This is a genomic window from Tabrizicola sp. M-4 (assembly GCF_051132405.1).
GTDB lineage: Bacteria > Pseudomonadota > Alphaproteobacteria > Rhodobacterales > Rhodobacteraceae > Paragemmobacter.
Map to the genome: position 1 here is coordinate 3742501 of NZ_CP128606.1, position 12366 is coordinate 3754866.

Here is a 12366-nt window from a genome sequence, read left to right on the forward strand (position 1 = left end):
CCTCGTACCCATTGAACATCAGGGTATCTTGACGACCCGCGAAGAGCCCCGCGCCGATGCGGCGTTCAGAGGCCTGCGACCAGCGCGGGTGATCGACGTTCGGATTGACGTTGGAGTAGAAGCCGTATTCCGAAGGTTGCAGCATGTTCCACGTCGTCTGTGGCTGCTGGTCGGTGAGCGAGATCCGAACGATGCTCTTGATCGATTTGAAGCCGTATTTCCACGGGACGACCAACCGGATGGGCGCGCCGTTCTGTTTCGGCATTTCTTCCCCGTAAAGGCCCGTGGCGAGGATGGTCAGGGGATGCATGGCCTCGTCCAGACGCAGGCCTTCGCGATAGGGCCATTCGAGAATCGGGGATTGCTGGCCCACCATCTCTTCGGGGCGGACGAGGGTTTCGAAGGCCACGTATTTTGCGGAAGGCTGGACGCCGACGCGGTTCAGCAAGCCGGAAAGCTCGAAGCCGATCCACGGCACGATCATCGACCACGCCTCGACGCAGCGGAAGCGGTAGATGCGTTCCTCCAGCGGTTGGTCCTTGAGGATGTCGGCGAGGTCATAGGTGCCGGGCTTTTCGACCATGCCGTCGATGGTGATGGACCAAGGGTCCGTCGTCAGAGCGCCTGCATTCCGCGCGGGGTCCTCCTTGCCGGTGCCGAATTCGTAGAAGTTGTTGTAGGTGGTGATGTCCTCAAGGCTGTTGGGAGCCTCGGTCGTGGAGAAGCGACTGGGTGAATAGGTGAGCTTGGCCATCGCGGGCCCGGCCAGCAGCGCGGCCCCTGCCCCGGCCATGACGGCACGGCGATTCAGCCAAAGGTGTTTGGGGGTGACATCCGACCAACCGAGACCTGTCTTCTTCATCGCGGAACTCCCTTCCTTACGGTTGGACAAGAGTTTGCGCCTGTCCGATGAAAAGGCAACAAACGCGCCTTCACCTTGGCTTTACGCAGGAGATTGGGGGATGGTTTCAATCACGAAAGGTAAATCCGCGTCACAGGTTTTTGAGTGGATCGGGAAAAGGGTAGCGGCTTAGCGGCGCGTGTCTGCTTGGCAAGATGACTTAACGTATCTGTCAGAGTCATCCGAAGCGTTTTCCCACCCATATGAGGAAAGCCAATTCTGGCGAAGATCGAATGGGAGTGACACCAATGATCCGCAGAACCTTTCTTGCCCTGACCACCGCCATGGCGCTTTCGGCGCCTGCTTTCGCCCAGGACGCGAAGGACATCGTCGACACCGCCGTGGGCGCGGGCAACTTCACGACGCTGGTCGCCGCCGTGGAAGCCGCCGGTCTGGTCGAAACGCTGAAGGGCGAAGGCCCGTTCACCGTCTTCGCGCCGACGGATGCCGCCTTTGCCGCCCTGCCCGCCGGCACGGTGGAAGACCTGCTGAAGCCCGAGAACAAGGACAAGCTGACCGCGATCCTGACCTATCACGTGGTTCCGGGCAAAGTCATGTCGACCGACCTGACCGAAGGCCAGAAGGCCGCGACGGTTCAGGGTGGTGAAGTGACCATCACGCTGGAAGGCGGCGCCAAGGTGAACGGCGCGGTCATTTCGACCGCCGATATCGAGGCGACGAATGGCGTGATCCACGTCATCGACTCGGTCATCCTGCCGCCGGAAGGCTGATCTTTTCCGAATCCCTGTCGGAAGAAGAGGGGGCGCAGCACTGACTGCGCCCCTTTTGCTTAATGCACGACTGCCTGCGTCGGGCGTTCGCGGTTCGAGGCGATGACGCGGTCGCCAACGATCAGGCCTTCAGCCCCCGCCGTCACATGGATGGTGGAGCCGTCGAGGATGTCGCCTGCCAAGAGCATCTCGGCCAGCGGGTCCTGAAGCTGGCGCTGGATCACCCGTTTCAGGGGGCGTGCGCCATAGACGGGGTCGTAGCCTTCCTCGGCCAGCCACGCCTTGGCATCGGCGTCGAGGTCCAGCGCGATCTTGCGCTGTGCCAAACGCTTTTCCAGACGCCGCAGCTGGATCTCCACGATCCCCGACATGTCGGCGCGGCCGAGGCGGTCGAAGATGATCGTCTCGTCCAGACGGTTCAGGAATTCGGGGCGGAAATGGGCGCGCACCGCTTCCATCACCTCGCGCTTGGCCTGCGCGGCATCGGAGCCGTCGGGCAGGAGCGAGAGCGCCTGCGACCCGAGGTTGGAGGTCAGGACGATGATCGTCTGCTTGAAGTCCACGGTGCGACCCTGACCGTCGGTCAGGATGCCGTCGTCGAGGACTTGCAGCAGGACGTTGAACACGTCCGGATGGGCCTTTTCCACCTCATCGAAGAGGACGACCTGATAGGGCTTGCGCCGGACGGCTTCGGTCAGGACACCGCCTTCGTCATAGCCGACATAGCCGGGGGGCGCGCCGATCAGGCGGGCGACGGCGTGTTTCTCCATGAATTCCGACATGTCGATGCGGACCATCGCGGTTTCGTCGTCAAACAGGTATTCCGCCAGTGCCTTGGTCAGTTCGGTCTTGCCCACCCCGGTGGGGCCGAGGAAGAGGAAGGACCCCAGCGGGCGGCCTTCGTCATTCAGCCCGGCGCGGGCGCGGCGGACGGCTTTGGACACCGCCTCCACCGCCTGATGCTGGCCGACGACGCGTTTGCCCAACTCGTCCTCCATCCGCAGCAGCTTTTCCTTTTCCCCCTCCAGCATCTTGGTGGTGGGGATACCGGTCCAGCGTTCCACGACTTCGGCGATCTGTTCGGGACGCACGGCCTCGGCCACCAGCGCCTCGCCCTCGCGCGCCTCTGCCTCGGCCAGCGACTTTTCCAAGCCCGGGATACGGCCGTATTGCAGTTCGCCCGCCTTGGCGAAATCGCCCTCGCGTTTGGCGTGTTCAAGCTCTGCGCGGGCGCGGTCGAGCTGTTCTTTCAGATCACGCGCCTGTTCCAGACTGTCGCGTTCGGCCTGCCATTTCGCGGTCATCTCGGCCGACTGCTGTTGCAGGTCCGACAGTTCCTTTTCCAGTTTTTCCAGCCGATCGCGCGATGCGGCGTCGTCTTCCTTCTTCAACGCCTCGGATTCGATCTGGAATTGCAGGATCTGACGATCCAGCGCGTCCAGCTCCTCGGGCTTTGAATCCACCTCCATCCGCAGGCGCGACGCGGCTTCGTCCACAAGGTCGATCGCCTTGTCGGGAAGGAAGCGGTCGGTGATGTAGCGGTGCGACAGGGTGGCGGCGGCGACCAGCGCCGAGTCACTGATGCGGACGCCGTGGTGGAGTTCGTATTTCTCCTTGATCCCGCGCAGGATCGAGATGGTGTCTTCCACCGTCGGCTCGTCCACCATGACCGGCTGGAACCGGCGGGCAAGGGCCGCGTCCTTTTCGACGTACTTGCGGTATTCGTCCAGCGTGGTCGCGCCGACGCAATGCAACTCACCCCGCGCAAGCGCCGGTTTGATCAGGTTTGCCGCATCCATCGCGCCGTCGGATTTGCCCGCGCCGACAAGAGTGTGCATCTCGTCGATGAACAGGATGATCTCGCCATCGGCGCCCGTCACCTCGTTCAGGACGGATTTCAGCCGTTCCTCGAATTCGCCGCGATACTTGGCGCCCGCGATCAGCGCGCCCATGTCAAGCGCCATGAGCTTCTTGTTGCGCAGGGATTCCGGCACGTCGCCGTTGACGATGCGCAGGGCCAGACCTTCGGCAATCGCGGTCTTGCCGACGCCGGGTTCGCCAATCAGGACGGGGTTGTTCTTCGTCCGGCGCGACAGGACCTGCATGGCGCGGCGGATTTCCTCGTCGCGGCCGATGATGGGGTCGATCTTGCCCTGCTCCGCTGCCTCGGTCAGGTCGCGCGCGAATTTCTTCAGCGCGTCATAGCCTTCCTCGGCGGAGGCGGTGTCGGCGGTGCGGCCCTTGCGGATGTCGTTGATCGCGGCGTTCAGTTTCTGCGGCGTGACGGCCCCGGCATCCAGCGCCTGTTTCGCGCCGCCGGGGACCATGGCGAGGGCCATGAGGATGCGTTCGACGGGGACGAAGCTGTCGCCGGCTTTCTTCGCCAGCTTCTCGGCCTCGTCCAGGACCTTGACCAGACCGGGATCGGTAAAGGGCTGGGCGTCGCCGGACACTTTCGGCAGTTTCGACAGGGCGAGGGTGACGGCTTCCAGCACGCGGGCGGGTTCGCCCCCGGCGCGGCGGATGAGGTTGGAGGCCAACCCCTGTTCGTCATCCATGATCGCCTTGAGCAGGTGTTCGGGCGCGAGCCGCTGGTGGCTTTCCCGCATCGCGATGGTCTGCGCGGCCTGAAGGAACCCGCGCGAGCGTTCCGTGAACTTTTCAAGGTTCATCGGCATGTCTCCTTTTCATAGCACCGATCCTGCGGACGCCCTGAAGAGGCACGGCCGCATCGGCCTTGGGTCAAAGATGGGACGGGTCTTGCCCTGCTGCAAGATTGCAAAGGTTGAATGCGTCAACTTTTCCCATGCCGCTTCGTCTCGGTTCAAATACCCAGCTGGGGGAGACGCCCGGAACGGGCGGCGGGGGCGGCAGCCCCCTTTACGCCGTATAGCGGACGAAGGCGAAGGCGTGGGAGTCCGGTGCCCAGTTCGGAACGTTCATCGTCCCCTGCCCGCCCGTGAATTCAAGGATGCGGCGGCGGTCCGTGCCGTCAGGTTTGCAGAGGACGAGGGCCACGGGAAGGTCGGCGGGATGGCCTTCGGTGCCGGGGGGATAGGCGAGGTAGAGAAGGTGGCGGCCATCGGGCGAAGGGTGGGGGAACCAGTTGACGTGATCGTCGGCGAAGAGCTTGCGCTGGTTCGCGCCGTCCGCGTCCATCACCCAGATCTGCGCATGGCCGTCGCGGTCGCAGTTCCAGTAGATGCGTTTGCCGTCATGGCTGTAATCGGGGCCGTCGGAATGGCCTTCGCCGAAGGTGAGGCGGGTTTCAGAGCCGCCTTCGACGGGCATCGTGTACACGTCGATCACCCTGCTGCCGCCGCGCGCCGCGACATAGGCGAGTGTCTTTCCATCGGGCGACCATCCATGCCACCAGCTTGGCGCCTCTTCATTGATCAGGCGCGGCGTGCCGCCGCTGGCGGGGATCATGAACATTTCCGACCCCCTGCCCCGATGATTGGACAGGATGATGGTGCTGCCATCCGGGCTGATGCCGTGGTCATTGTTGCAGCGGTCGGCAAAGCCAGTGTCGATCGGTTGCAGCGCCGGCTTGTCCAGCGGGACGCGGAAAAGCCGCCCGCCGCCATTCACCAAGAGCGCATCGCCAGAGGGATACCAGTTCGGTGCCTCGATCCGGTCTTCGACCGTCAACAGGGTGCGGGCACGGCCTTCGGCCATGTCCCAGATGGAGAGGTGGGATTTCACCGTTCCTTGGCCTTCAGCAGCTTCTTCGGTCGCAGGCGTTCGGCGTCCTTCATCAGGCTGAAGGTCTGGTTCACGTAATTCACGACGCCGGAAATCTGTTCCATGTAGGCGGTGAGTTCGGGGGTCTTGTCGGCCTCGACCATCTGGACGGGGCGGTCGGGGCCTTCGTGTTCGAACTGGCAGTAGAAGAGGGGATCGCCCCGTTTCAGGACGATGTCCTTTTCGGGTTCGTGCCATTCGAAGGCCCACATGATCGGGCGCGGCCATAGGTTCAGTTGGAAGCGCCCGCCGAAGATCGTGCCGGGGAGTGGGTCCTTGCGGTAATGCGCGAAGGTGCCGACCTGCGTCATCCAGACGGGTTCGTCGGCGATGAAGGTATAAGGCAGGTGCAGTTGCACCGTGGGGCGGTCGGAGTAGCGCCATTCAACCTCCGACACGAGGGTCAGGACCTCGTTCAGCTTGTTCGAGCGGATGGGGGAGGCGGTACCGGCGCGGTTGACCAGCACGGCCTTGCCCTTGTCGTCGCGGGAAAAGCCGATGTGCAGGTCGAAGGGGCATTTGATGACGAAGTAGCGGCTCTCCATCTGGATCACCGCCGGGCAGCGGCTGGCGCTTTTTGCATGCACGCGGCTGACCTGACGCGAGACGAGGCGTTCGGGCGGATCGTAGAGCACTGCACCCTTGTCGGAGGCGAGGAACCAGCCGACCTGCACGGGGCCGGAGCGGGGGCCTTCGTCGGGGCGGTCGTAGGTCACGGTGATCTGCACGGTTGTCCTCACTCACATCTGGGCCAGCGCGGTTTTCAGCGCGCGGATAACGGGTTCCGAGGTGACGCGCCGTTCGGGCGGGCCGAAGCCAAGGGCGGTTATAGCGGTATCCTCCGGTTGCGGCATGGAACAGGAGGCGTGGATTTCGCGCAAGGGCAGATGGCGCAGGGCGGGCAGGGTTTCGGGGCGGATGCCCGCGCCGGGCATGACGGTGATGCGGGTTTGTGCCTGTAAGAAGAGGGTTTGCAGGGTGTCGGCACCTTCGGGCGCGGTGCCGGCGCCACCGGAGGTGAGGATGCGGTGGAAGCCGAGCTGGATTGCGGTTTCGAGCGCCTGCGGCTTGTCGGGCGTCAGGTCGAAGCAGCGGTGGAGGGTGGTGTCCATGCCATTCGCTTCGTTCAGGAGGGTGGTGAGCATCCATTCATCTAGGCGACCGTCGGGGCGTGACGCGCCCAGAACGACGCCGGAAAGGCCCGCGTTGCGGGCGGCGGCGATGTCGGCCTTCATCTGGCGGAGGTCTTCGGTCGACCAGACGAAGCCGCCCGCGCGGGGGCGGATCATGGCCATGACGGGGATGGGGGAGCGCGCGGCCTCGGCCATCAGTCCCGGCGAGGGGGTCAGGCCGCCCAGCGCGAGGGCGGAGCAGAGTTCGATGCGCCCTGCCCCGCCTGCGATGGCGGATTGGAGGCCGGAGGCATCCTCGACGCAGATTTCGAGGAGGATGTCAGGCAAAGGCGGCCTCGGCTGCGGCGGCGGCCCCGATCAGACCCGGTTCGATGGTGCAAAGGGCGGGGGTGACGAGGGGGCGGTCGGTTTTCCGCAGGATCATCGCGCGGACGGCTTCGTCGAGGTGGGAGATGAGGGCGGGGACGTTGGAGAGGCCGCCGCCGACGGGGACGATGGAGGCGCCGACGGTGTTGAGGATCATGGCGAGCGGCGGGGCGAGAATGGCGCGCCAGACGTTGACGGTTTGCGTCGCCTGCGGGTTGCCGGATTGCCAGTCGGTGAGGATGGATTCGGCGGTGGATTGGTGGCCGTGCAGGGAGAGGTGGAGTTTCTCTATCCCGCGCGCGGAGCAGACGGCGTCGATGCAGCCGGTCAGGCCGCAGCCGCAGGGGAATTCCGGCAGGGTGACGCCTTCGACCTGCGTCTTCGCGACGGGGCCGTGGCCCCATTCGCCCGCAAAGCCTCCGGGGCCGGAGACAAGCTTGCCGTCGATGACCAACCCGCCCCCGACTCCCGTGCCGAGGATGATGCCGAAGACGGTGCGATGGCCCTGCCCTGCGCCTTGGGACGCCTCGGCCATGGCGAAGCAGTCGGCGTCGTTGAGGACGAGGACGGGCAGGCACAGCGCTGCGGAGAGTTCGGGGCCAAGGCGGCGGCCATCGGCGCAGGGGATGTTGGCGACGCGGAGTTTTTGGGTGTCTGGGTCTACGACTCCGGCGATGGAAATGGCGATGGCCTTTGGCGCTATGCCTTCGGCGAAGCGGGCGATGGCGGCAGTTAAGGCGGCGAAGTCGTGGGTCGGCGTGGGCATGTCGCCGAGGCGGGCGAGGGTGCCGCCCGTGGAGGTTGCGGCCTTGATCCGCGTGCCGCCGATGTCGAAACAGAGGATCATACCTGCCCCTTGTGCTTTGCGGCCGAGATTAGCGGGCTTCGTGCGGCTTGACAGCCCCGCCCGTCGGGATCAAGTGGCCGCAAGCTTGGCTTGGGGGGTGCAGCATGGATGACCGTCTGATCGTGGCGCTGGACGTGCCGAACGTGGTGCAGGGGCTGGACCTCGTGCAGCGGATCGGGGATGCGGCGTCCTTCTACAAGATCGGGCTGGGGATGCTGACCGGGGGCGGGTTGGCGCTGGCCAATGAATTGAAGGGCGAATTGGGCAAGAAGGTCTTTCTCGACCTGAAGCTTTTCGACATCGGCGCGACGATAGAGGCGGCGGTACGGGGGATCGCGCGGTACGATCTGGACCTGCTTACGGTGCATGGCGATCCGCAGGTGGTGCGCGCGGCGGCCGAGGGGAAGGCCGGGACGGGTTTGAAGATCATGGCAGTGACGGTGCTGACGTCGAATGACAGGGCAGACCTAGATGCCAACCTGATCAAGCCCGGCGATATCCATGATATCACGCTGGAACGCGCGGCGCGTGCGTTGGAGGCGGGGGCGGATGGGGTGATCGCCTCGCCTCAGGAGGCAGCGATGATCCGGGCTTTGCCGCAGGCGAAGGGGCGGTTGATCGTGACGCCGGGAGTGCGGCCAGCGGGGGCGGCGGCGGGGGATCAGAAGCGGATCGCGACGCCGCATCAGGCGATTGCGGACGGCGCCGATCACATCGTCGTCGGGCGGCCGATCTGGCAGGCGGCGGACCCTGCGGCGGCGGCGCGCGCGGTCATTGCGGAATTGCCCAAGCGGTAAGCGCAAGGCGCACGCGGCGCTGCATTTCCGGTATCGCGTGGGAATGGTTCAGAAAATCGGCGGTGGGCATGAGCGCCCAGCCCTGCCCTTCGTCGCCGAAACGGATGGCGGCGATTTCGGCGCGCGTGATCGTTCCGGCGAAGAAATGCGACGGGCGTGACCGGTCGGTCATCGACGGGAGTTCGATGCGCCATGTCAGGCGGTCGGGCGGGAGGCGGAGACCGAATTCCTCGAACAATTCGCGGAGGAGGCAGGTTTCGGGGGATTCGTCGCCCTCGCGGCCACCGCCCGGAAGGTCCCACATCCCCGGCCAGGGGAGGCCGGGGTGGCCGTCGCGCAGGCAGGTCAGGAGCGCGTCGCCGCAGAAGAGCGCGGCCTTGGTCCCGACGAAGCCCCCGCTCATTTGGCCTCAGTTATCATTGATATCGCGGTCCCAGACCTTCACCTGATTGTCCCTGACGCCCATCGTCTTGCGCAGCGCGAACCACGCGACGAGCGAGCAGAGGGCGAAGGTCAGGATCAGGAAGGCAGGCCCACCGGACAGGATACCGAGGCCGAGGAATACCCCCGTCGTCACCGCGCCGATGGCGAAGCCGAGGAAGATGTAACCCGGCGCCAAAATCTCCAACCCGCCGATCAGGAAGCCCGCGACGACCCAGACCCACCAGATGGACCACCACATCAGCCCTTACCCCGCAGCAGCTTGAAGGCGTCGGAGAAGGCGTCCATCGCGTTGGCGGGCAGAAGGATCGTCTGCTTGCCCTCGCCTACGGCGACCTGTGCCAGTGCTTCGACCTGCTTCATGGCGATCTGGTACTGCGCGGCCTCCAACCCGTTCGCCGTAATGGCGCCTGCGATCACGCCGGTCGCATAGGCCTCGGCATCCGCCGTGATGCGCTTGGCCTTGGCGGCCTGTTCGGCGGCGTAGAGGTCGGCGTCGGCGGCGAGTTCGACAGCGCGCTTTTTGCCCTCAGCCTCCATCACCTGCGCGCGGCGGGCGCGTTCGGCATTCAGCTGCTGCAGCATCGCGGCGCGGGTCGCGTCGTCGAGGTTGACGTCAAGGATTTCGGCGCGGGTGACTTCCACCCCCCAGTCATCGACCATCATGCGGACCTGTTCGCGGACGCGTTCGATGAGTTGCGCGCGGCCCGACTGGACCTGATCGAGTTCCAGTTTGCCGATCTCGGACCGGACGATGCCCGCCACGGTGGTGGCGATGGCGGCATCCACGTCGCGGATGCGGTAGACGGTCTTTTCCGGTTCGGTGATGCGGTAGAAGACCGAGGTTTCGACCTTCACCAGCACGTTGTCGGCGGTGATGGCGTCCTGCGAGGCGTTGGGGAGTTGCCGTTCGAGGATGGAGATCTTGTGCGGCACGCGGTCGAGGAAGGGGACGACGAAGTTGATCCCCGGCCCGAGGACGGCGCGCAGGCGGCCGAAGCGTTCGACGACGTGCTTTTCAGACTGCGGCACGATGCGGACGCCAAGGAAGATGCAGAGGATAATGAAGGCGGCAATGGCAAGGAAAACTGCGTTCCCACCGAGAATAGGGTCGTTCATCAGGCAACTCCGTTTCGTCAAATCGCGCGCAAGATGCGGCATTTGGGGATCGTTTCGCAAGTTTCAAAGGGGGCGCGCCGTTGATAGGATCGCGATATGCCCGCCCTGTGCCGCGATTGCCTGACGACCTTTGACGCCGGACCGCGCTGCCCCGCCTGCCGCAGCCCGCGCGTTCTGGCGCATGCGGAACTGTTCGACCTGTCGATCGCGCATATGGATTGCGACGCCTTCTATGCGAGCGTGGAAAAGCGCGACAATCCGGAGTTGCGGGACAAGGCCGTGATCGTGGGGGGCGGGACGCGGGGGGTCGTGTCGACCTGCTGCTACATCGCGCGAATCTCAGGTGTGCGGTCGGCGATGCCGATGTTCCAAGCGTTGAAGCTGTGTCCCGAGGCGGTGGTCGTGAAGCCGCGCATGTCAGTCTATGTGGCCGAGAGCCGGAAGATACGGGCGATGATGGAGGAGTTGACGCCGGATATCGAACCCCTGTCGCTGGACGAGGCCTTCATGGACCTGTCGGGGACGGCGCGGCTGCATGGCGCGCCGCCCGCCGTGATGCTGGCGCGGCTGGTGCGGCGGATGGAGGTGGAGCTGGGGCTGACGGGGTCTATCGGGTTGAGCCACAACAAGTTTCTGGCGAAGATCGCATCCGACCTCGACAAGCCGAAGGGGTTTTCGGTGATCGGGCGGGCGGAGACGCAAGGGTTCCTGACGCCGAAGCCTGTGCGGATCATCTGGGGGGTTGGGACGGCCACGCAAGGAGCGCTGGAGGCGGCGGGGATACGGACGATTGCCGATCTGCTGCGGTGGGAGCGGGTCGATCTGGTGGCGCGGTTCGGGAGCATGGGGGACCGGCTTTGGCATCTGGCACGGGGGCTGGACCAGCGGCGGGTGAGCCGGGATGAACGCCCGAAATCGATCAGCAAGGAGACGACCTTCAACGAGGATACCGGGGATGCCGACCTGCTGGACGGGCATATCTGGCGACTGGCAGAGCAGGTGTCGGACCGCGCGAAGGCCAAGGGGCTGGCGGGGCGGACGGTGGTTTTGAAGCTGAAACGCGGGGATTTCCAGACGGTTACGCGGCGGCACGGGTTGGGGGACGCGACGCAGATCGCCGACCGGATTTATCGTGCGGCCCGGGACTTGTTCGACCAGTCCGGTACCAAAGGGCCATTCCGCCTTATCGGGGTGGGGATCGCGGATCTGGTCGATGAGGATCAGGCGGATCGGTCGGGGGACCTGCTGGACCCGGACGCCGGGAAGCGCGCGAAGGCGGAGCGGGCGGCAGATGCTATCCGGGCAAGATTCGGCAAGGATGCCATCATCAAGGGCCGCGCCTTGCGGTGATCATTCCGCCGCAAGCGGCATGCGGCCTTCGGGCGGGGTGGCGATGCGGGCGATGATGCCGGTCATAAGCCTTTGGAATTCTTGGAAATCGGCGCGAGGTTCGATTCGCGCCTCGTCCATGTAGAGAGCGCGGTCGATCTCGATCTGCACGACATGCTGGTTGCGCGAGGGGCGACCGTAGGCCTGCGCGATATAGGCACCGGCGAAGGGGGCGTTGCGGGCGGTGCGGAGGCCCGCGGCGGCGAAGGCGGTTTCGATGCGCTCCACCACTTCGCGGGAGGCGGCGGCGCCGAAACGGTCGCCCAGCACCACGTCGGGGCGGGGGCGGCCGGGGCGGGAATGCGCCTCGATCGCCTCGTGCGGCATAGAGTGGCAATCGATCAGGACAGCCTCCCCGAATTGTGCAAGGCTTTCATCCAGAAGGGTTTTCAGCGCGGCATGATAGGGATGCCAGACCTGCCGGATGCGGGCTTCGGCCTCTCCCCTCGGGAGTTTGCCACGATAGATGGCGCGGCCGCCTGCCACCACGCGGGGGATGACGCCAAGGCCGGAGGAGACGCGGGGGTTGTGGGGGGCGCGGTCGATGCCTTCGATTACGGCGGGGTCGAGTTCGTCGGCGGCGCGGTTGAGGTCGATATAGGCGCGGGGCATCCGGGCGGCGAGGAGGGGCGCGCCGTGCGAGGGGGCGGCGGAAAACAGTTGGTCTACAAAGGCATCTTCCGAGGACCGGATCGCGTGACGATCCAGAAGGCTTTGGGAAACAAAGGTTTGCGGGTAGTCTGCCCCGGAATGGGGTGACGAGAAGACCACCGGAGTGGAGCGGCGGCGGGGAAGGTGCAGGGTGAAGGCGTCGCTTTGCATGTGCCAGATATAGCCGTGTTTTTTCCGTTGCCAAAACCCCTTGAACCCCGGGGCGACTCCTTTTATAGACCCCACG

At 65.1% G+C, this 12366-nt stretch carries 13 protein-coding genes (1 of these 13 only partly in view); 3 read left to right on the plus strand and 10 right to left on the minus strand.

Annotated features, from left to right (window positions below):
• On the minus strand, nucleotides 1-862 hold the 5' portion of the coding sequence (msrP, locus tag TabM4_RS18290; RefSeq protein ID WP_434615703.1) for a protein-methionine-sulfoxide reductase catalytic subunit MsrP. 50 nt of this gene lie to the left of the window's left edge; only the first 862 of its 912 coding nucleotides appear in the window; the start codon lies at nucleotides 860-862; the stop codon falls past the left edge of the window.
• Nucleotides 863-1149: 287 nt separating this feature from the next.
• Here msrP and TabM4_RS18295 point away from each other — a divergent pair, with 287 nt between their 5' ends.
• Nucleotides 1150-1632: a fasciclin domain-containing protein gene (locus TabM4_RS18295; protein ID WP_434615705.1), complete on the plus strand. Its 483-nt coding sequence runs from the start codon at nucleotides 1150-1152 to the stop codon at nucleotides 1630-1632.
• Between the two features lie 59 nt (nucleotides 1633-1691).
• Here the strand turns inward: TabM4_RS18295 and clpB are convergent, their stop codons facing one another.
• From clpB to TabM4_RS18320, 5 genes are all read right to left on the minus strand, one after another.
• Nucleotides 1692-4304, minus strand: coding sequence for an ATP-dependent chaperone ClpB (gene clpB / locus TabM4_RS18300; protein ID WP_434615708.1), 2613 nt, complete (start codon nucleotides 4302-4304; stop codon nucleotides 1692-1694).
• 208 nt (nucleotides 4305-4512) lie between these two features.
• On the minus strand, nucleotides 4513-5337 hold the full coding sequence (locus TabM4_RS18305; RefSeq protein WP_434615711.1) for a TolB family protein: 825 nt from the start codon (nucleotides 5335-5337) through the stop codon (nucleotides 4513-4515).
• Nucleotides 5334-6104 (minus strand): hypothetical protein, encoded by a 771-nt coding sequence (locus tag TabM4_RS18310; RefSeq protein WP_434615714.1) that lies wholly within the window; start codon nucleotides 6102-6104, stop codon nucleotides 5334-5336. The genes TabM4_RS18305 and TabM4_RS18310 overlap by 4 nt, the downstream gene beginning before the upstream one ends.
• A 12-nt stretch (nucleotides 6105-6116) precedes the next feature.
• A complete protein-coding gene (locus TabM4_RS18315) occupies nucleotides 6117-6836 on the minus strand; it encodes a copper homeostasis protein CutC (protein ID WP_434615717.1) in 720 nt (239 codons plus the stop codon).
• A complete protein-coding gene (locus tag TabM4_RS18320; RefSeq protein ID WP_434615720.1) occupies nucleotides 6829-7722 on the minus strand; it encodes an ROK family protein in 894 nt (297 codons plus the stop codon). The genes TabM4_RS18315 and TabM4_RS18320 overlap by 8 nt, the downstream gene beginning before the upstream one ends.
• A gap of 104 nt (nucleotides 7723-7826) precedes the next feature.
• Between TabM4_RS18320 and pyrF the strand changes: the two genes are divergently transcribed.
• Nucleotides 7827-8519: an orotidine-5'-phosphate decarboxylase gene (pyrF, locus tag TabM4_RS18325; protein ID WP_434615723.1), complete on the plus strand. Its 693-nt coding sequence runs from the start codon at nucleotides 7827-7829 to the stop codon at nucleotides 8517-8519.
• Here pyrF and TabM4_RS18330 read toward each other — a convergent pair.
• From TabM4_RS18330 to TabM4_RS18340, 3 genes are read right to left on the minus strand one after another with little or no spacing between them, the layout of a single operon-like run.
• On the minus strand, nucleotides 8494-8922 hold the full coding sequence (locus TabM4_RS18330; RefSeq protein WP_434615726.1) for an NUDIX hydrolase: 429 nt from the start codon (nucleotides 8920-8922) through the stop codon (nucleotides 8494-8496). The two genes, pyrF and TabM4_RS18330, sit on opposite strands and share 26 nt — an antisense overlap.
• A 6-nt stretch (nucleotides 8923-8928) precedes the next feature.
• The gene (locus TabM4_RS18335) at nucleotides 8929-9201 is read right to left on the minus strand and encodes an NfeD family protein (RefSeq protein WP_434615729.1); all 273 of its coding nucleotides are present in this window, start codon (nucleotides 9199-9201) and stop codon (nucleotides 8929-8931) included.
• Nucleotides 9201-10079 (minus strand): SPFH domain-containing protein, encoded by an 879-nt coding sequence (locus TabM4_RS18340; protein WP_434615732.1) that lies wholly within the window; start codon nucleotides 10077-10079, stop codon nucleotides 9201-9203. The genes TabM4_RS18335 and TabM4_RS18340 overlap by 1 nt, the downstream gene beginning before the upstream one ends.
• 96 nt (nucleotides 10080-10175) lie before the next feature.
• Here TabM4_RS18340 and TabM4_RS18345 point away from each other — a divergent pair, with 96 nt between their 5' ends.
• A complete protein-coding gene (locus TabM4_RS18345; protein WP_434615735.1) occupies nucleotides 10176-11429 on the plus strand; it encodes a DNA polymerase IV in 1254 nt (417 codons plus the stop codon).
• Here TabM4_RS18345 and TabM4_RS18350 read toward each other — a convergent pair whose 3' ends face one another.
• Nucleotides 11430-12290 (minus strand): N-formylglutamate amidohydrolase, encoded by an 861-nt coding sequence (locus tag TabM4_RS18350; RefSeq protein WP_434615738.1) that lies wholly within the window; start codon nucleotides 12288-12290, stop codon nucleotides 11430-11432. It lies immediately after the preceding gene.
• Nucleotides 12291-12366 lie beyond the last annotated feature (76 nt).